Below are 18,701 nucleotides of genomic sequence, written 5' to 3' on the forward strand. Positions count from 1 at the left end.
CTCTTCTCCTGATCAACCTTGCAAATGCGGGCTCACGGCACGCCGGGCCAAAGATACTGTTCGATCTTTAATGGAATAAGAGCAACTGCTGCGAAATCTACATCACGGTCTTGGCGACCAAGGGCGGATACGGCATCCAGTTGCTCTGCCCCGACGTTCCGTTTTCGGGGCAGATGGAATAATACAAGGGCGGGTTAGCGCACCGCGCGTAACCCGCCACACCATCACTTCAAATACTTGGCCAGCCAGCCGTGCACTTCATTGTAGAAGTAGCGGCTGTTTTCGCCTTTCAGCACCCAGTGGTTTTCATCCGGGAACACCACCAGTTTGCTCGGCGTGTTCAGGCGCTGCTGCGCGGCGAAGTTCATCAGCGCGTTGTTGACCGGCACGCGGTAGTCCAGCTCGCCCACGGTGATCAGGATGGGCGTCTTGAAGCCCGTGCCTTTCTCATGATTGCCCGCCTGCATGATCGGGCTCTGGTCGCGCCACACCGGCAGATTGCCCCACACCGGGCCGCCGCTGTTGACTTCGCGGCCGTACACGCTGTCGCTGGTGCCCCACTGCATGACCAGGTCCATCTCGCCGGCGTGCGACACGATGGCCTTATAGCGCGTGGTGGTGGCCTGCAGCCAGTTGGCCAGGTGGCCGCCGTAGCTGGCGCCGCCCGCCGCCAGCTTGCTGCCGTCGACATAGCTGTACTTATTGATGGCTTCGTCCACCGCCTGGTTGACCTCGTCGCCCGGGCCTTTCAGCGGGTCGAACTGGATCGAGCGGGCGAACTCTTCGCCGTAGCCGGTGGAGCCCTTGTAGTCGGTCAGCAGCACGACATAGCCGGGTTTGGCCAGCAGGTGGTAGTTCCAGCGCAGCACGAACTGGTCGCGCCACATATTGGCGGCGCCGCCGTGGATAACGGCGAACAGCGGGTATTTCTTGTTCGGGTCAAAGTTGGCCGGCTTGACGATCATGTTGTGGATCTGGCGGCCGTCCGGGGTCTTGAACCAGAAGTGCTCGGGCGCCTGCCAGTCGATGGCGGCGGCTTTCTCCACGTTGAAGGAGGTCAGGCGCTTGGGCGCCTTGCCGTTGAAGGCAAACACCTCCGGCGGGTTGATCGCCGATTCCCACACGCCCACCAGCGCGTTGCCGCCCGCGTTGAGCGAGTTGATGCTGCCGGTGGCCGCAGACGGTTCCGCTTTCACGTCGCCGCCCGCGTAGCTGATCGAATGCAGCTGCTCCAGGCCGGCGTGCTCGAAGGTGAAGTAAATGCGCTTGCCGTCGGCCGGCAGCGCAAAGCGCGAGATGGAGCGGTCCAGCGCGGCGGTCAGGATTTTCGGCTGCGGGCTGGTGAGTGGCCAGGCGAAGCTGGCCAGGCGGTCCAGGTCGTACACCTTGCCTTCGGTTTCGGCCTGCGTCAGGCACAGCAGGGTTTTGCCGTCGGGCGAGAATTTCAGGTTGTTGTAGCTGTGCTTGTCTGCGGTCAGCTGGCTGGCTTCGCCGCCGCTGGCCGGCAGTGCGAAGATCTGCGTGTAGGCCGAGGCGCGCGCCAGTTCGTCGCGGTTGGTGGAGGCGGAGAACACCACGGTCTTGCCGTCCGGCGCCCAGATCGCGTCCAGCGACTGGCCTTCGTCGCCCTGGCCGCCGCCGAAGCCCGGCATGGCCGCCAGCTTGCTGCCGGACAGGATATCTTTCGGTTTGGCGCCGATCTGCGCGTCCATCACGAACAGGCGTACCTGCTTGTCGTCCAGCCATTTGTCGAAGAAGCGCGGCGGGAAGGTTTCGTAGGCGCGCGCGCTGTATTTGCGGTCCTTGCGCTCCTTGGCGATCTTCTTGATGGATTCCTCGTCCGTGGCGCCGGGGAACAGGTCGCTGACGAACAGGATCTGCTTGCCGTCCGGGCTGAACTTGGGCGAACGCGCGCCCAGGGTCAGGGTGGTCAGGCGCTGGGCTTCGCCGCCGCCGGCCACGTCGATGCGGTAGATCTGGCCGGCGTCGTCGCCGTCGCGCTTGGCGATGAAGATCAGCTGCTTGCTGTCCGGCGACCAGTTCACGCTGCCTTCGCCGCCCTTGGAGAAGGTCAGGCGGCGCGGCGCGCTGTCGTCGGCCAGGGACTTGATCCACAGGTCGGACCATTGCTCCTTGCTGTCATAGGCGGTGTCGGTGACGGCGAACACGGCCCACTTGCCATCCGGGCTGGGCACCGGCGCGCCGACGCGCTTCATCAGCCATACGTCCTCGTGGGTGATGGCGTGCTTGGCGGCCGGCGCGGTAGCGTCGGCGGCGTGGGCTGCGTGGACAGCGCCCAGGCTGGCGGTGGCCAGCAGCAGGGCGGTCAGGGGATGGAGCAATCGGGTAGAGGTCATGTGCAGAGTCCGGCTGGTGGGTCGAAGCCGTAGATGTTGGACACAACCATGCCACCTGTCAATCGACCAAATGTTTCTCCAATGTATCCGTCGTGGGCCGGGCCGGCTCCGCCGGGGCTGCCAGTATCATGTCGGCGGCCTTTTCGGCGATGGCCACGGTGGGGGCGTTGGTGTTGCCGCCGATGAGCGTGGGCATGATGGACGCGTCCGCCACGCGCAGGCCTTGCAGGCCGCGCACGGCCAGCGTGTCGTCCACCACCGCCAGCGGGTCGTGGCCCATTTTGCAAGTGCCCACCGGGTGGTAGATGGTTTCCGCCTTGCGCCGCACGAAGTCGCGGATCTGCTCGTCGCTTTGCACCGGCGCGCCGGGCTGCAGCTCGGCGCCCCGATAAGCGTCAAAGGCGGGCTGGGCGAGGATGGCGCGGGCCGCTTTCACACCGCGCACCATATTCTCCATATCGTCCGGGTGCGACAGGTAGTTCGGCTCGATCAGCGCGTGCGCCATGGGATCGGCGCTGTGCAGGCCGATGCGGCCGCGGCTCTTGGGCCGCAGGTCGCACACGTGCAGCGCGTAGCCGTGGCCCAGCATGGTGGCCCTGGCGTGCGCCAGCGTGCGGCCGTGGCCGTCCAGCGTGGCGGGCGTGAAGTGGAATTGCAGGTCGGGCACGGCCAGCTCGGGACGGCTCTTGACGAAACCGCCGCCCTCGGCCGAGTTGGTGGTGAACGGTCCCCGGCGGAGGAACAGGTAGTTCAGCGTGTGCGCCGCCTGCGCCAGCAGGTTGCGCCAGGAGACGCCGAGCGAAACGGGCTGGGTGCATTTCTGCACCAGCAGCACGTCCAGGTGGTCCTGCAGGTTCTGCCCAACGCCGGGCAGCTCATGCACCAGCGGGATCCCGTGGCGCGCCAGTTCGTCGCGGGGGCCTATGCCGGACAGCAGCAGCAACTGCGGCGAGTTGATGGCACCGCCGGACAGTATCACTTCGCGGCTGGCCAGCGCTTCGTGCTGCGTGCCATTTTTCAGGTAGGCCACGCCGCGCGCGCGCTTGCCGTCCATCAGGATCTTGCTGGCGTGCGCGCCGGTGATCACGGTGAGGTTGGCGCGCTGCAGCACCGGGTGCAGATAGGCGCGCGCCACGCTCCAGCGCTCGCCGTTTTTCTGCGTCAGGTGGTAGCGGCCCAGGCCTTCCTGGCTGGCGCCGTTGAAGTCGGCATTGGCGGCGTAGCCGGCCGTGCGGCCCGCGTCGAGGAAGACTTGCGTGAGCGGATTGGGCGAGCGCTGGGCGCACACGTTGAGCGGGCCGCCGCTGCCGTGGTAGGCGTCCGCGCCCGGTTCGTGGTGCTGGGAGCGCTTGAAGATGGGCAGCAGGTCGGCGTAGCTCCAGCCCTGGTTGCCGAGGGCGGCCCAGTGGTCGTAGTCGCTGCGGTGGCCGCGCGTGTAGATCATGGCGTTGCTGGAACTGCTGCCGCCCAGCGTTTTTCCGCGCGGCCAGAACAGCTTGCGGCCGTTCAGCTGCGCTTGCGGTTCGGTGTGGTAGCGCCAGTTCAGCGTCTTGCTCATCATCAGGAACAGTATGCCGATGGGCATGCGGATAAAGGGGCTGCTGTCGCGCGGCCCGGCCTCCAGCAGGCAGACTTTGACGGCCGGATCGGCCGACAGCCGGTTCGCCAGCACGCAGCCCGCCGAGCCCGCACCGACGATGATGTAGTCATACATATTCCGCTCCAGGAGACGCCGCCACGCGGCGCCCCCAGTGTTGCACAGCCAGCCCGCCTCCGCAATCGCCCCGGGAGCACGTCTACTGGCGCGGGACTTTGACGCTGCGCAAGCTGCGGCTTTCCGGTAGATGGAGCGCAATGGATGGGGCGCTACACTCGTGACTATGATCAAGAGCTTTCGACATAAGGGATTGGAGCGGTTCTTCGAGACCGGTTCGATGGCGGGTATTCAAGCCCACCATGCGCCACGTCTGCGTGCGCAATTGGCTAAGCTTGACACTGTGTATGGGCCGATCGGCATGGATTTGCCAGGCTGGCATCTGCATCCGCTAAAGGGGGCACTGAAGGATTGCTGGGCTGTATGGGTGGACAAAAATTGGCGTATGATTTTTAAGTTCGAGCACGGCGATGCGGTTTTGATAGACTACAGTGATTATCATTAGGGTGGCTATGATGCAGATGTACAATCCTCCTCATCCTGGCGAAGTACTGTTGGATGGTGTGTTCTCTGGGACTGGAATCTCCAGTGAGGATTTTGCAGAGCGCATAGGATGGCCGCACGTAGCGTTCCTCCGTGTGCTGCAGGGGCAGGATGCTATCAATGCTGAGTTGGCGTTGCGTCTTGCCGCCGCACTGGGCGGGGAGGCCGAAAGCTGGCTGCACATGCAGGCAAGCTACGACCTTTCGCAAGCTCGGCAGAAGCCGCGGCCTGCAATTGAGCGCTTGAATAGTATTTAAGGCAAGGATGTCTTCACTTTCCCCATTCAAATCACGTCCCTCACGGTATCTGATGCATTGTTGCGTCGCCTGTCTATCCGTCCTTCTTATTCAAGCGGCGCAGGCGCAGTCGGTGGCTTTCACGTTTGACGACGGACCGAATCTGGAGGCCACGCCGCGCCTGTCGGCGCAGCAGCGTAATGCGGCCATGCTGGCGGCGCTGAGGAAGCACGGGGTGCAGGCTGCGCTGTTTGTCACGGCGGGCAATGGCGCTGACCGGCCGGAAGGGCTGGCGCTGGCGCGCGCCTGGGGCGAGGCCGGCCACGCCATCGGCAACCACACCATGACGCATCCAGACCTGAACAGCGCCAAGCTGGCGCTGGCGCAGTACCAGCAGGAAGTGCTCGACTGCGCGCCGACGCCAATGCCGACGTGGCGCCCATCCGCGCCGCCTATCTGTCGCACCTGAAGCAGCGCGCGCTTGCTTACCGCGCGCTGTCGCAGCAGCTGCAGGGCCGCGACATCGCGCAGGTGATGCTGATGCACCATAACCTGATCAACGCCCTGTGGCTGGACGACGCCATCGCCATGTTCAGGGACATGGGCTGGGCCATCACCACGCCCGCCGCCGCGTATGCCGACCCGGTCTACCAGCTGGAGCCCGACCGTCCCGCTGCCGGCCAGAGCTTGCTGCTGTCGATGGCGCGCTCGCTGGGCCTGGGCAAGTTCGACGGCTGGCTGCGCCTGGTCGACGACGGGGATTTCGAAATCGAGGCGCTGAAGGCGAACGCGCAGCCGCGCTAGCTGGCGCGCAGCGTTGTGTGCCGCTACGCGGTGTGATCCAGCGTGGACCAGGCCATGGCCAGTGCGTCGTCCGCGATGCTGGCGGTGGCGGCTAGGTGGCCGGCTGCCAGCGCGCCGCCCGGCTGCTGCAGCATCTGCTGCACCTGTTCGGGCGCCGGGGCCGCCGGGCCGCAGCCCAGGCCCACCCAGGCGGCGCGGCCGCTGCGCTTGGCGGCGTACAGGCCGAGGTCGGCCAGCTTGATGGTCTGCTGCCAGCTCAGCAGGCGCGGCCGGGACGGCAGGAAGGGGAAGCTGGCATAGCCGACCGAACAGGTCTGGCGGATGCAGCTGCCGTCCTCCAGCACGAAGGGCTGCCCGGCCACCGCTTCGCACAGGCGCGCTGCCAGCGCGCCGGCGCCGGCCGGGTCGATGTCGCGCGCCACCACCAGGAACTCCTCGCCGCCCCAGCGCACCAAAAAGTCGCTGTCGCGGAACACGCGCGCCAGCCGCTCGCGCATGGCCATCAGCACGTGGTCGCCGGCCGGATGGCCATAGCGGTCGTTGACCTGCTTGAAATGGTCCAGGTCCACCAGGAAGAAGATCAGCGCGGCGCTGCGCGGCGCGGGCGCGGCCGACGCTTCGTGGCGGCGCAGTATCAGCTGCACTTCCGGCGGCAGCTTCTGTTCGATATAGCGGCGGTTGCGCAGCCCGGTGAGCGGGTCGGTCACGCTCAGGTTTTGCAGCGCCGCATAGGCCTTGGACAAGGCTTCGTTCTTGCCGGCCAGTTCGCTGGTGCGCTGCGCCACCTGGCCTTCCAGCAGCAGCTGGTGCTGGCGCAGGCTGCGCACGCGCCAGCGGTACAGCCAGCGCAGGCCCAGCACGGCCGCCAGCGCCGCCAGCGCGCGGAACCACCAGGTGGCCCAGAACGGCGGCGTGACCGTCACCGGCAGCACCAGTTCCTGGTCGCTCCACACGCCGTTCTTGGTGACCGCCTTGACGCGCAGCGTGTAGCTGCCGGGCCGCAAGCTGGTGTAGGTGGCCACGCGGTGCGCCGCGTCGGCCGCGATCCAGTCGCGGTCCAGGCCGTCGAGCCGGTAGGCGTAGCGGTTGCGTTCGGGGTCGGCGAAATGGGTGGCGGTGAATTCCAACGAGAAGGTGGCCATGTCCCACGGCAGGCGCAAGCGGCTGGGCGCGCTGAGCGTGCCTTCCAGTCCCACTGCTTCGGGGCGCGGCAGCAGGGCCAGCGAGCGGTTCATCACGCTCAGTCCGGTGACAGTCAGCTGCGGCGCGATGGTATTGCCGCGCATGGCGTCCGGATGCACGATGGTCAGCCCTTGGAAGGCGCCGAAATACAGCGTGCCGTCGCCGCCGGCCAGCGAGGCGCCGTTGATGAAATTGCCCGAGGAGATGCCGTCCGACGCGTAGTGGCTGGCCACGGCGCCGCTGGCCGGGTCGAAGCGCAGCAGCGCGCCGGTGACGGTCAGCCACAGCTGGCCTTCGGCATCGCTCTCGATGGCGGTGATCTCCATGCCGGACAAGCCGTCGCGCCGGCTGGCGCTGAAGCGCAGGCTGCCGTCCGCCTGCTGGCTCACCAGGTTCAGGCCGCTGCGCGTGCCTATCCACACGCGGCCTTGCCGGTCTTCATACACGCAGTTGACGAAGTCGTTGCTCAGGCTGCCAGGCTTGCCGTCGCTGCGGTAGCTGCGCAGCGCGCCGTCCGCGCCGCGCAGGTCCAGGCCGCGCCCGTACGGACTGCCTATCCACAGGCGGCCCTTGCTGTCCTCCAGCAGCGCCCCGGCGTTGTGGATGGCGCTCAGCGCGCGGCCCGCCGGCAGTGCTTCGGCCTTGCCGCTGGCCGGGTCGAAGCGCAGCACGCCGCCGTCCGTGCCCAGCCACAGCGCGCCGCCGCTGGCGCGGGCGATGCCGCGCACGAAGTTGCGGTCCTGCGCGCCGAAGCGGTATTCGCGGAAGGTGCCGCCGGCCGGATCCAGCCGGCTCAGCCCGGTCGACGTGCCGGCCCACAGCGGGCCGCCGGGCGGCTGCAGCAACGCCATCACGAAGTCGTTGGGCAGAGAGCCGGGCTGGGCCGGATCGTGGCGGTAGCTGCGCAGCACGCTGCCGCTGGCCGGATCGTACAGGCGCACGCCGCTGGGGCCGCCCAGCCACAGCCGGCCCTCGTCCGCGTGGCTCAGGCTGCCGACCACGTTGCCGCGCGGCGCGCTGTCCTGGGTGCCGGCGGCGGGCAGGAAGCGGCCCAGTCCCTGGCTGCCCAGGTCCACGCGCGCCACGCCGTTGTCCCAGGTGCCGGCCCACAGCGTGTTGCTGTGGTCCACCAGCACCGAGGGGATGCGGTTGGACGGCAGGCTGTTCGGATCGCCGAGCCGGTGCTGGTAGCTGCTGAACTGCTGCTGCGCGGCGTCCCAGCGCAGCAGGCCGGCGGGCTGGGTGCCGATCCAGACCGCGTCGCTGCGGTCCTGGTAGATGGTGTAGACGGAAAAGTCGCCTACCTCGGGCGGCGCGGGCAGGCGCTCGCGCTGCGCCCACGGGCTGCCGATGTTCCAGCGCAGCACGCCGCCGGCCGTGCCTATCCACAGCTGGCGCTGCCCGTCGAGCAGTAGCGCGCTGACGGTGTTCAGCTTGGCGTTCGGGGCGGCGCTGTCGTCAGGCTGGAAGTGCTGGAAGGCGCTGCCGCCGGGCGGCAGGTAGTCTATGCCGTGCGGCCACACGCTGAGCCACAGCCCGCCCTCCGGGTCGCGCGCCAGCGCCTCCACGCGGTCGCTGGCCGGCGTGCCGGGGCGCTGCGGATCGTGCGCATAGGCCGTGAAGCGGCCGCTGGCAGTGTCGAAGTGGTGCAGCCCGGCCGCCGTTCCCAGCCACAAGCCGTCCTTGCCGTCGCTGATGATGCTGCGTACGAACAGCGAGGGGCCGGCCGCCGGGCGGTGGCTGACGAAGGCGCCCCGTTCGGCGTCGAAGCGGGCCAGGCCGTTATTGGTGCCGAACCACATGCGCTGGCGGCTGTCGCGGAAGATGGCGCTGACGTAGTTGCCGGGCAGGCTGAGGGGATTGGCGGCATCGTTGCGGTAGATGGTGGAGCGCTGGCCGTCGTGGCGGAACAGGCCGCTCTGGGTGCCCATCCAGATCAGGCCCTGGCCGTCTTGCGCCAGCGCCAGTACCGAGCTGGCCGGCATGGTGAAGTGCAGCGCGCTCAGGTTTTCAAAGCGCAACTGGCGCACCGGTGCGGGCGCGGCGTGCGCCGGGTTCGCCAGTCCGGCGGCCAGCAGCAGCGATGCAAGCAGGAGGCGGGCTGGCCGGGCCATGGTTCAGGCGCGCTGGCGCCGTATGGCCATCAGGATGCCGGCGCCTATGCCCAGCGTGGTGAGCGCGGTGCCGCCGTAGCTGATGAAGGGCAGCGGCACGCCGACCACCGGCACCACGCCGCTCACCATGCCGATGTTGATGAAGGCGTAGGTGAAGAAAATCATGGTGACGGCGCCGCCCAGCAGGCGCGCGAACAGCGTGGTGGCGCCGGCGGTGATGGCCAGGCCGCGCGCGATCAGCAGGAAGTACAGCGTGAGCAGCACGGCGATGCCGAGCAGGCCGAATTCCTCGGCGTACACGGAGAAGATGAAGTCGGTGGTGCGCTCGGGCACGAAGCCGAGGTGGCCCTGCGTGCCTTGCAGCCAGCCTTTGCCGTCCAGCCCGCCCGAGCCGATGGCGATGCCGGCCTGCTTGATCTGGAAGCCTTTGCCCAGCGGGTCGGCTTCCGGGTTGAGCATGGTGAGCACGCGCTGGTGCTGGTAGTCGTGCAGCAGCGGCCAGGCGATGGGGATGCTGGCGGCGGCGCCCGCAACCAGCGCGCCCATGGCCTTCCACGACAGGCCCGCCAGCACGATCACATAGGCGCCCGCCGCCAGCACCAGCAGCGCGGTGCCGAGGTCGGGCTGCTTCATGATCAGCGCGGCGGGAATCAGCAGCAGCAGGGCGGCCACGGCGAAGGTTTTCCAGCGCGCCAGGCTGGCGTACTGGTGGAAGAACCAGGCCAGCATCAGCGGCATGGCGATCTTCATCATTTCGGATGGCTGGATGTCGAAGCCGATGTACAGCCAGCGGCGCGAGCCTTTCTTGATTTCGCCCATCATGAACACGGCCAGCAGCAGCAGCACGCCGGCCGCGTAGATGGGCGCGGCGTAGCGCATCAGCGTTTGCGGCGGCACGCAGGCGACCGCCCACATGATGACCAGCGCGATCAGCACATTGCGCAGATGCATGGCGAAGCGGCCGGGGAAGTCTGCCCCGGCCGAGTACATGGTGAGCACGCCGGTGGCCAGCAGCAGCAGGACGCACAGCGTCAGCTGCGGGTCCAGTACCGCCAGTAGGGATTTGCAGCGCCGCAGCATCAGTGCGTGCCTTGCTGGCTGATCGCCTGCAGCCACACCAGCCGCCCGGCCAGTCCCAGCAGCCCCACCAGCGCAATGGCCGCCAGGATGGCGAGGCGGCGGCGGAAGTGGGGATCTTGTGGTTGCTGGTTCATTGTTATTTTCTCTCGGAAAGATAATATTTTAACATGTCGGAAAACTTTACAGCAATTTCGGCGCATTTTGCTACTTGGAAGGTATTTCCAGAGATTACGTCTATTTTCTTGTCGGAAAACTTTACAGCGGGGTCTGCGCGCCTTGGGTATAGTGGCATGGAATGGAAGTTGCTTGTATTTAGGAAATAACTTATTCCAGAAGGAAATTCCATGTCCCTTTTCCAACGCTGCCTGTCGCGCCTCGCCCTCTGCCTTCCTTTGCTGTTCGCCGCCGGCGCCAGCCACGCCACGCTTATCGGCCAGTGGACCTTCCAGGGGCCGAATGTGCTGGCTGACTCGACCGGCAACTTTGGCGCACTGGAGCTGCGCGGCAATGCCAGCATCGCCAACGGCAAGCTGACCGTGGATGGAAACGGCACCACCGAGCTGGGCTGGGCGCGCACCACCGGTTATACCGGTGCGGCGATCACCAGCAAGACGCTGGTGGTGTGGGGTGAGCTGACGGGCTTGAGCGCCGCTGCCACCGCAGGTTCGTTCATGACCATCGACAAGGTTAACAGCGACAACTTCGACGGCATTATCTATGGCGAAAACCAGGCCAACACCTGGATGAACGGCAGCAGCAACGGCTGGCGCAACCAGACCTTCAATCCCGGCTACACGGAAAGCGCGACTGGCAATCTGATCCAGATGGCGATCACCTACCAGGACTTCGGCAACGGCACGCTGCAGATCACCGGCTACCGCAACGGCCAGAGCATTGGCAGCTATCTGTCCGGCAACGCCGCCACCTGGACCGCGAACGACACCGAAATCCTGTTCGGCATCCGCCACGCCAATTCGTCCGCCAACGGCCCCGGCGGCCTGGACGCCGTGATCAGCGAAGCGCGCATTTACAACACCGCGCTGACCCAGGCTGAAATCCAGGCCCTGCACATGGTGCCGGAGCCAGGCACGCTGGCCGTGTTCGGCCTGGGCCTGGGCATGCTGGCCGTGGCCCGCAAGCGCCGCGCCCGCAAGCAGTAAGCCGGAGGTCCGCCCCAGCGCGCTCTTATTGCTACAATGGCTTTTTATGCAACTTGGAGCCGCCATGCTGGAATTGAGACCGACCTGCGAGCACTGCAACAAAGACCTGCCGCCCGAGGCGCTGGACGCGCGCATCTGCAGCTATGAGTGCACGTTCTGCGCCGGCTGCGTGGAGGGGCTGCTGGCCAATGTCTGCCCCAACTGCGGCGGCGGGTTTGAAAAGCGCCCGGTGCGTCCGGTTCGCAACTGGAAGAACAACAACTACCTCGGCAACGACCCGGCGCGCACCGAGCCCAAGCACCGTCCGGTGGACGCGGCAGCGCACGCCGTCTTTGCAGCGCAGATCGCCGCGCTGCCGCCGGAATCCCGCTGAGATTGCCGGCCGCAGCGCTGCCGCCGGCGGTGGGGCGCTAGTCCCTGGAGGCCGGCGAGATGGTCTTGCTGACCTTGCCGGCTTCATCCAGCATCTGGATCTCCGCCTTGCCGTCTGCGCTGACCAGCAGCATCATGCGCACGCGGCCCCTGGCGTCCTTCAGTTGCAGGGACGCGCCCTTGTCGCCGGTGTTGCCGAGCCAGATGCGGTTCTTGCTCAGGCGGCCCTGCTCGGACAGCTTCTGGTAATAGGCCTGCTGCTCGCCGGGCGGCAGCTTTTTCGCCTCCGCGCTGAAGCCGCGCACGTCTTCCATCGACGTCACCTGGTAGTAAGGCACGTCGTTGATCTTGATGGCGGTCTGCTGGTGTGCCTCGCTGTCGTGGTTCAGCAGCTGCAAAGCCTGGTCCTGGCGGAAGCGGTCGAAGGTCAGCGACAGGCCGGAGGAAACCTTGCCGTCGGCGCTGAGGGTGCCGCGCTGGATCAGGCCGCCGTTCTCCGTGCCTTCGTCGTTAATGAACAGCATGCCCGCGACGTTGGCGCGGTCCGGGCGGGCGTTTTCCTTGCCTTGCAGGAAGTCGCCGGGGAACTGCGCCTTGCTCGAGATGACCATGCGCTTGGTGCCGTCCGGCTCCACGATATTGATGCGCCCCACGGTGATCTCGTCGAAGCGCTCATGCTTGAGCGGCTCCCTGGCCCCGGTCAGTACGAATACGGCGGCCAGCGCGCTGGCCATGGTGCTTGCCCCTGCTAAGAAAGTCCTGATTTGCGACACTATGCGTCTCCTTTGCTTATTACTGCATTAGCCCTGCGCAAGCGCCACTCGACCAGGAAGGCGAGCACGCCGCAGAATGCGAACAGGGCGCCGAGGTACTGCAACACCTTGTTGACCGGCGAGCGCACATAGCGCACGCCGGCCAGTTCAAACTTGCGCCGGGCTTTGCCGGCGGCTTCAAAAAACACGCTGCCCCGGTCACCCCAGAACTCCGCCGTGGCCAGCCTGACCCTGGCCGCCTCGAACTCGGCCAGCATCCTGGCGTGTTCGGCGCTGCTGATGGTGGCGGCGGCCAGCTTCAGGTTCAGGACTTCCTTGAACTGGTCGAAGACGTTGTCCGACTCGTCCGGCAGGATCACGCCCTTGGAAATGTATTTGTACTGATTGTTGGACGAGAAAATGCCGTCGTTGGCGGCCAGCATCAGCGCGAACCCCAGCGCGCAGGCCGAGGCCGCGCCGAACAGCCATTTTTTCGCATCGTGCACGCGCCGCGCGGTATTGCCGTTCAGGAAGTGGCTGACTTCGGGGATGTGGCGCAGCGAGGTCTGCAAGACCTTGCTGTCGATGCCGTTCAGGAAATCGGCCGGCGCCATTTCCAGCGCCTTGACGATGGTGCTGAACATGTCGGCCGAGGGCTGCGACTTGTCGTTTTCCAACTTGGACAGGTAGGACTGCTCAATGCCGATGGCGGCCGCGAGCTGCGGCTGGGTGAGGTTTTTCTCGGTCCGGATGTGTTTGAGCTTTTCGCCGAAGTTCATCGATGCGTGCCTTTTCTTGTAGAGATGGCACGTATTCTTCTGGATTCAGCGGGGAATGAGAAGCTGAATATGCGGGAATATCGATGAATATTGCGGTTCTGGCGGGGATTAGCGCTGGCGGGCCGAATTTTCCGCACTGCTGGCGCGTGCCAGGCTGGAGCGCGCTCCGGCCACGGCCTGCAGGCGCTCCTGCAGATAAGTGCTCAGGCGCGGGTGCTGGCTGAATGCAACGTTGAAGCGGATGTGCCGGTCCGGCGTGTCGTTCGCCGAGAAGGCCGCGCCGCGCATCAGCAGTATCTTGTTGCGGTAGGCGTCCTGCACCAGCAGGTCGACGTCCAGGCCGTCGGGCATGGTGCCCCACAGGAAGATGCCCGCATCGCCGGGCTGCTCGAACAGCACGCCCGCCGCGCTCAGCTGGCGCGTGCTGGCATTGCGCGCCGCCATGATCTTGCGCTGCATGCGGTCCAGATGCTTGCGCAGATTGCCGGCCCGCAGCACTTCCAGCAGCACATATTCATTCAGCGCCGGGGTGGTCATGAGGGAGTGGATCTTGGTCCGCATCAGCACCTTGAGCAGGGCCGGGGCGGCGGCGAGATAGCCCATGCGCAAGGCCGGGCTCAGCGCCTTGCAGAAGCTGGAGTAGTAAATCACGCCGTCCAGGCCGGACAGGGACGCCAGCCGGGTGCTGTGGGCGTGCTGGAAATGGCCGTGCACGTCGTCTTCCGCGATCAGGAAGCCGTATTGCTGCGCCAGGATCAGCACCTTGTGCAGATTGGCGGCGCTGCTGCTCCAGCCGGTGGGGTTGTGCAAGGCCGTCTGCACGAACAGCAGGCGGGGGCGGTGCTCGCGGCAGGCTGCCTCCAGGGCGTCCAGGTCCAGGCCGTCCGGCCCGCGCTTGATGGACACCAGGCGGATGCCGTCCTGGCGCAGCCGGCCGAACATCAGGAAATAGCCGGGGTCTTCCACCAGCACGGTGTCGCCGGGCTGCAGGAAGCTGCGGCAGATCAGGTCGATCGCATGGGTGCCGCCGAAGGTGGTGAGGATGTGGCCGGCGTCCACCGCCGCGCCCACGCCGCGCAGCAGCAGCGCGATGTGCTCGCGCAGTTCCGGCAGACCTTGGGGCGGGCAACGCGAGGCCATGCCGGCGGCGCTGCCTGCCAGCGCCCTTTGCACGGCGGCGGCCGGCACCGCGTCCTGCAGCCAAGTGGGCGGCAAGGCGCCGCTGCTGGCCTGCAATATTCCGGCGCGCTGGTCGTTTGCCTGCTGCGCCAGCCAGACCGGTTCCTGCTCCTCGCCGGCCTCCAGCGCCACTTCGTCGGGAATAGAGCGGCTGGCGTCGGTGGCGGTGCAGACGAAAAATCCCGCCGTGCCATGCGTATCGATCACGCCTGCCGCGACCAGCCTGTCATAGGCCGCCACCACGGTGTTGGTGCTCACGGCCAGCTGGGTGGCGAGCTGGCGTATCGACGGCAGCTTGGCGCCGCCGGGCAGGGCGCGGCTCTCCACCATCTGGCGCAGTTTGGTTTCAATCTGCGTGGACAGGGCGACGGGAGAGGAGCGGTCGATGGCGATCATGGAGGCAGTCTAGCGCAAAATCATCACGGCCAGGACGAGCAGGATGGCGCCCATGGTCAGATTGAAGATGCGCTGCTTGCGCGGATCTTGCAGCACGTGGCGAATCGACATGCCGAACAAGGCCCAGACGGCGTTGCACGGCGCGCCCACCAGCGCGCCTATCACCGCCACCAGCAGCGCGTCGCCGAAGGCGTTGTGCCCCGCCGGCATGAACACCGACGCCACGGTAATGGTCTTGAGCCAGCTCTTGGGGTTCAGCGCCTGGAAAGCCGCCGCCTGCGCGAAGGACACCGCCTTGGCCGCCTGCGTCCCGCCCGCCGAGGCGCCGCTGAGCTTCCAGGCCAAAAATACGAGGTAGAGCGAGCCGCCCACCCGCAGCACCTGATGCGCCATGGGGTAGGCGACAAAGACGCTGCTCAGCCCCATGCACATGAGCATGGTCTGCACGAACATGCCGGCCTGGATACCGAGGATAATGGGCAGCGCGCCGCGCCCGCCGAAATTGGCGCCGGTGGTGGCGAGCAGGACGTTGTTCGGTCCGGGCGTGGCCGACATTACAAGGCAATAGCTCATCAAGGGGAGGAGTTCGGTCATGACTGCAATTCCTGGTGTGAAGTGGCACCAGTCTAGGAGCGCAGCGTGGTGCGGACAAGGCACAAGGAGGCAGGTACAGAGCCGTGCTGTATCAGTCGTTGGGCAGTGACAGTCCGGCGGTGCCCTGCAATCAGGGGTAGTGCTGCCGCGAGTGTACGACTGCGACAATTTCTATCGCCAGCGCACCAACGCGGTACACCACAACATAATTAGGATGAACAACGAGCTCGCGCGTGCCCGCTACGCGGCCAACGCGATAGAGGTGGGGGGGATGAGGGAGTTGGGTTACTACACGCTGAATATCGTCGTACAAATCAAGCGCGGCGTGCGGATTGCGATCGGCAATGAATTTAAGGATCGCAGCGAGGTCTGCTTGCGCTTCAGCGCGCCAAAGGATCGGAAGCATGAGTGCTCCGCTTTGCATCAATGATGCCTCGCAGCTTGGCCATTACTTCGTCGTGTGGTGATGGCGGACGCTGGTCGGCCAGCGAAGCTTCTACCTTTGCCCGGAACCAGCGATCATACGCCTCGGCTTCTTCAGCCGTGGCGAATTCGGACTCTATGGGGGACAGTATGGTGCTCATGGTAAGTCAATTATAAGGCAGCCTTACCGAATCTCGTATAGCGACGCAAAAAAGGCTTACGCGCCGAAGCGGGTAAGCCTGATTTGGTACTGCTGAATTCGTGGTAGGCCGTGCGGGATTCGAACCTGCGACCAACGGATTAAAAGTCCGCTGCTCTACCAGCTGAGCTAACGACCCGAAAGAGGCCGTATTATATACAGCTCGATGCGCGCTTGCAAAGGTTTTTGCGCGCTTTCCGCGTTTTTCTCTGTCAGGCCACCGTCAGGCCAGCGCCGACGTCACTTTCAGCACTTCTTCCGCGCTGGTGACGCCCTCGGCGATCTTGTAGGCGCCGGCGATGCGCAGCGGCTTCATGCCGTCGGCCACGCTCTGGCGGCGCAGCGCGGCGATGTCGGTTTCCTCCTGCACCTGCTGGCTGAAGGCCTCCGTCACCGTCAGCAGCTCGTAGATGCCGGTGCGGCCCCGGTAGCCGGTCTGGCGGCATTCGGGGCAGCCGACCGGGCGGTACACGCGCTCCGGCTTGGGCAGGTCCCAGGCGCCGCCTATGCCTTGCCACACGTCGTCGGCGATGTGGCCGTCCGGCGATTTGCAGTCCGCGCACAGCGTGCGCACCAGGCGCTGCGCCATGATGCCGACCAGGGTCGCTTCCAGCAGGTAGTGCGGCACGCCCAGCTCCAGCAGCCGCATCACGGCCGAGGGGGCGTCGTTGGTGTGCAGCGTGGACAGAACCAGGTGGCCGGTCAGCGCGGCCTGGATCGCCATTTCGGCGGTGGCCAGGTCGCGGATCTCGCCCACCATGATGATGTCCGGATCCTGCCGCATCAGCGCGCGCACGCCGTCGGCGAAGGTCAGGTCGATGCCGGGCTGCACCTGCATCTGGTTGAAGGCCGGCTCCACCATCTCGATCGGGTCCTCCACCGTGCAGACGTTGACCTCCGACGTGGCCAGCGCCTTGAGCGTGGTGTACAGCGTGGTGGTCTTGCCCGAGCCGGTGGGGCCGGTGACCAGGATGATGCCGTGCGGGCGCTTGGTCAGCGCGTCCCAGCGCGCCGCGTCGTCCTCGGGGAAGCCCAGTTCGGGCAGGGTCTTGACCACCACTTCGGGGTCGAAGATACGCATCACCAGCTTCTCGCCGAAGGCGGTGGGCAGGGTGGACAGGCGCAGCTCGATCTCCTGGCCGCCGGCGGTGCGGGTCTTGATGCGGCCGTCCTGCGGGCGGCGCTTTTCGATCACGTCCATGCGGCCCAGCAGCTTGATGCGCGCCGTCATGGCGATCATCACCACCGCCGGCACCTGGTACACCTGGTGCAGCACGCCGTCGATGCGGAAGCGGATGGTGGCCAGGTCGCGCTTGGGCTCCAGGTGGATGTCCGAGGCGCGCTGTTCGAAGGCGTACTGCCACAGCCAGTCCACGATGTTGATCACGTGCTGGTCGTTGGCGTCCACCTGGCGGTTGCTCTTGCCCAGCTCCACCAGCTGCTCGAAGTTGTTGCGCAGCGCCAGGTCCTGGCCGTTGGACTTGTTGGCCTTCTTGATGGACTTGGCCAGCGCGAAGAACTGCGAGGTGTATTGCGCGATGTCGAGCGGGTTGGAGATCACGCGGCGCACCACGCGGCGCGAGATCTTGGCGATCTCCGCTTCCCACTCGTGCGCGAACGGGTCGGCGGTGGCCACCACCAGCGTGTCCATGCTCATTTCCACCGGCAGGATGTTGAAGCGCGCCGCGTAGTTGGCGGACATCACGTCGGCCACCTTGGTGAAGTCGATTTTCAGCGGGTCGATGCGGTAGAAGGGCAGCTGGGCGTGGCTGGCCAGCCATTCGGTGAGCATGTCCAGCGTGAGCAGCTTGTGCGGCGCCTGGGCCGACAGCAGCTTGCAGTGCGCCACCGCGCACAGCGGATGCATGGAGCCGACCGTGTTCTTGAGGATGCCCTGGGCCTGGGCGTAGGCGGCTTTGACGTTGGCTTTTTCAACCAGGCCATCGGCCAGCAGCCAGGTGAAGATTTGTTGCAGGTCTAGTGCTTTCATCTGGCTGGCTTCTCTGGTCTATTTTTGCAGCGCTTGCTGGACGGCCTTGACCCAGGCCTTGGCGGGCAGCTTGGTCTCGGCCACGATCTGCGCGGCGCGCTCCTTCAGCGCGTCCGGGTCGATGGCGCGGGCGCGCTTGAAGGCGATCGCCACCACATTGCCATCATGCACCTGCGGCAGGCAGATCAGTTGTTCAAAGGCAAACTTCATCGCTTTGATGTTCTTGGCGTAGCTGGGGTGGTCGCCGAACAGGTTGACCGTCATGATGCCGTCGTCGGCCAGGCAGGCGTTGCAGGCCTGGTAGAACTCGGGCGTGTCCAGCACCGGGCCGCGCGCGGTGGCGTCGTACAGGTCCACCTGCAGCGCGTCGAGGGCGCCGTGGTTGGCCTTGTCGTTGACGAAATCCAGCGCGTCCATTTCCAGCACGTGCAAGCGCTCGTCGTTGGGCGGCAGCTTGAACATGGACTCGCACACGGCGATCACCGAAGGGTTCAGCTCGATGGCGGTGACGTCGGCCTGCGGAAACTGTTTATAGCAGAACTTGGTCAGCGCGGCCGTGCCCAGGCCCAGCTGGGCGATGCGGCGCGGCTGGCCGTTCCACAGCACCCACGCCATCATCTGCTGCGCGTACTCCAGCTCCGGCCAGTCCGGCTTGCGGATGCGCATGGCGCCCTGCACCCACTCGGTGCCGAAGTGCAGATAGCGCACGCCGTCCTGTTCCGACAGCGTCACCGGCGCGTACTTGGGCTTGCGCGCCGCCGGCGCGGCTTTCCCGGCCTTGGAGGCCGGGCGCGAGGATTCTTCTTTTTCGATGGATTTGCGTTTGATGAGCATGAAGGGCTGCCTGAGGTGAAGAGCTATTATCCCGCGCCCGCTTACCGCAAGGC

At 66.0% G+C, this 18,701-nt stretch carries 19 protein-coding genes and 1 tRNA gene; 6 read left to right on the plus strand and 14 right to left on the minus strand.

The window, feature by feature from the left end; translation table 11 throughout:
* Nucleotides 1–224: 224 nt before the first annotated feature.
* Together GTP77_RS18870 and GTP77_RS18875 are read right to left on the minus strand one after the other, a co-directional pair.
* Complete coding sequence (locus GTP77_RS18870; RefSeq protein WP_161073700.1) at nucleotides 225–2,357, minus strand: S9 family peptidase; 2,133 nt, start codon at nucleotides 2,355–2,357, stop codon at nucleotides 225–227.
* A gap of 58 nt (nucleotides 2,358–2,415) precedes the next feature.
* Complete coding sequence (locus GTP77_RS18875; protein WP_161073701.1) at nucleotides 2,416–4,071, minus strand: GMC family oxidoreductase; 1,656 nt, start codon at nucleotides 4,069–4,071, stop codon at nucleotides 2,416–2,418.
* Nucleotides 4,072–4,237: 166 nt separating this feature from the next.
* Here GTP77_RS18875 and GTP77_RS18880 point away from each other — a divergent pair, with 166 nt between their 5' ends.
* From GTP77_RS18880 to GTP77_RS30680, 4 genes are all read left to right on the plus strand, one after another.
* The gene (locus GTP77_RS18880; RefSeq protein WP_161073782.1) at nucleotides 4,238–4,516 is read left to right on the plus strand and encodes a type II toxin-antitoxin system RelE/ParE family toxin; all 279 of its coding nucleotides are present in this window, start codon (nucleotides 4,238–4,240) and stop codon (nucleotides 4,514–4,516) included.
* A 7-nt stretch (nucleotides 4,517–4,523) separates the two neighbouring features.
* The gene (locus GTP77_RS18885) at nucleotides 4,524–4,811 is read left to right on the plus strand and encodes a HigA family addiction module antitoxin (protein ID WP_223149369.1); all 288 of its coding nucleotides are present in this window, start codon (nucleotides 4,524–4,526) and stop codon (nucleotides 4,809–4,811) included.
* A 112-nt stretch (nucleotides 4,812–4,923) separates the two neighbouring features.
* Nucleotides 4,924–5,259, plus strand: coding sequence for a polysaccharide deacetylase family protein (locus GTP77_RS30675; protein WP_371869373.1), 336 nt, complete (start codon nucleotides 4,924–4,926; stop codon nucleotides 5,257–5,259).
* Nucleotides 5,223–5,594 carry a polysaccharide deacetylase family protein gene (locus GTP77_RS30680; protein ID WP_229202260.1) on the plus strand — a complete coding sequence of 124 codons (372 nt, stop codon included), beginning with the start codon at nucleotides 5,223–5,225 and terminating at the stop codon, nucleotides 5,592–5,594. Before GTP77_RS30675 ends, GTP77_RS30680 begins: the two co-directional genes overlap by 37 nt.
* 23 nt (nucleotides 5,595–5,617) lie before the next feature.
* Here the strand turns inward: GTP77_RS30680 and GTP77_RS18895 are convergent, their stop codons facing one another.
* From GTP77_RS18895 to GTP77_RS30895, 3 genes are read right to left on the minus strand one after another with little or no spacing between them, the layout of a single operon-like run.
* The gene (locus GTP77_RS18895; RefSeq protein ID WP_161073702.1) at nucleotides 5,618–8,890 is read right to left on the minus strand and encodes a two-component regulator propeller domain-containing protein; all 3,273 of its coding nucleotides are present in this window, start codon (nucleotides 8,888–8,890) and stop codon (nucleotides 5,618–5,620) included.
* 3 nt (nucleotides 8,891–8,893) lie between these two features.
* Complete coding sequence (gene rodA / locus GTP77_RS18900; protein WP_161073703.1) at nucleotides 8,894–9,970, minus strand: rod shape-determining protein RodA; 1,077 nt, start codon at nucleotides 9,968–9,970, stop codon at nucleotides 8,894–8,896.
* Entirely contained in the window at nucleotides 9,970–10,104 is a 135-nt protein-coding gene (locus GTP77_RS30895) for a hypothetical protein (protein ID WP_260048860.1), read from the minus strand. The genes rodA and GTP77_RS30895 overlap by 1 nt, the downstream gene beginning before the upstream one ends.
* Nucleotides 10,105–10,314: 210 nt before the next feature.
* Between GTP77_RS30895 and GTP77_RS18905 the strand changes: the two genes are divergently transcribed.
* Together GTP77_RS18905 and GTP77_RS18910 are read left to right on the plus strand one after the other, a co-directional pair.
* The gene (locus tag GTP77_RS18905; RefSeq protein ID WP_161073784.1) at nucleotides 10,315–11,130 is read left to right on the plus strand and encodes a LamG-like jellyroll fold domain-containing protein; all 816 of its coding nucleotides are present in this window, start codon (nucleotides 10,315–10,317) and stop codon (nucleotides 11,128–11,130) included.
* A gap of 64 nt (nucleotides 11,131–11,194) precedes the next feature.
* Nucleotides 11,195–11,503, plus strand: a complete 309-nt coding sequence (locus GTP77_RS18910) for a DUF1272 domain-containing protein (protein WP_161073704.1) — start codon at nucleotides 11,195–11,197, stop codon at nucleotides 11,501–11,503.
* A 37-nt stretch (nucleotides 11,504–11,540) separates the two neighbouring features.
* On the opposite strand, the gene GTP77_RS18915 is transcribed toward GTP77_RS18910, so the two are convergent.
* The 9 genes from GTP77_RS18915 to GTP77_RS18955 all read right to left on the minus strand — a co-directional run bounded on the left by GTP77_RS18915 (nucleotide 11,541) and on the right by GTP77_RS18955 (nucleotide 18,648).
* Nucleotides 11,541–12,236, minus strand: a complete 696-nt coding sequence (locus GTP77_RS18915) for a hypothetical protein (protein WP_187358771.1) — start codon at nucleotides 12,234–12,236, stop codon at nucleotides 11,541–11,543.
* 38 nt (nucleotides 12,237–12,274) lie between these two features.
* Nucleotides 12,275–13,033: a helix-turn-helix domain-containing protein gene (locus GTP77_RS18920; RefSeq protein WP_161073706.1), complete on the minus strand. Its 759-nt coding sequence runs from the start codon at nucleotides 13,031–13,033 to the stop codon at nucleotides 12,275–12,277.
* 108 nt (nucleotides 13,034–13,141) lie between these two features.
* Nucleotides 13,142–14,608, minus strand: coding sequence for an aminotransferase-like domain-containing protein (locus GTP77_RS18925; RefSeq protein ID WP_161073707.1), 1,467 nt, complete (start codon nucleotides 14,606–14,608; stop codon nucleotides 13,142–13,144).
* 9 nt (nucleotides 14,609–14,617) lie between these two features.
* Nucleotides 14,618–15,202, minus strand: a complete 585-nt coding sequence (locus tag GTP77_RS18930; RefSeq protein ID WP_161073708.1) for a LysE family translocator — start codon at nucleotides 15,200–15,202, stop codon at nucleotides 14,618–14,620.
* A 130-nt stretch (nucleotides 15,203–15,332) separates the two neighbouring features.
* Complete coding sequence (locus GTP77_RS18935) at nucleotides 15,333–15,626, minus strand: type II toxin-antitoxin system RelE/ParE family toxin (protein ID WP_308807756.1); 294 nt, start codon at nucleotides 15,624–15,626, stop codon at nucleotides 15,333–15,335.
* Nucleotides 15,583–15,786: a type II toxin-antitoxin system RelB family antitoxin gene (gene relB, locus GTP77_RS18940; RefSeq protein ID WP_161073710.1), complete on the minus strand. Its 204-nt coding sequence runs from the start codon at nucleotides 15,784–15,786 to the stop codon at nucleotides 15,583–15,585. The genes GTP77_RS18935 and relB overlap by 44 nt, the downstream gene beginning before the upstream one ends.
* A 101-nt stretch (nucleotides 15,787–15,887) precedes the next feature.
* Nucleotides 15,888–15,963: transfer RNA gene (locus GTP77_RS18945), tRNA-Lys, on the minus strand.
* Between the two features lie 84 nt (nucleotides 15,964–16,047).
* Entirely contained in the window at nucleotides 16,048–17,814 is a 1,767-nt protein-coding gene (gene tfpB / locus GTP77_RS18950; protein ID WP_161073711.1) for a type IV pilus assembly ATPase TfpB, read from the minus strand.
* Between the two features lie 18 nt (nucleotides 17,815–17,832).
* The gene (locus GTP77_RS18955; protein ID WP_161073712.1) at nucleotides 17,833–18,648 is read right to left on the minus strand and encodes a spermine/spermidine synthase domain-containing protein; all 816 of its coding nucleotides are present in this window, start codon (nucleotides 18,646–18,648) and stop codon (nucleotides 17,833–17,835) included.
* Between the last annotated feature and the right edge of the window lie 53 nt (nucleotides 18,649–18,701).

This window comes from Pseudoduganella aquatica (genome assembly GCF_009857595.1).
In the GTDB taxonomy this organism is placed as follows: domain Bacteria; phylum Pseudomonadota; class Gammaproteobacteria; order Burkholderiales; family Burkholderiaceae_D; genus Rugamonas; species Rugamonas aquatica_A.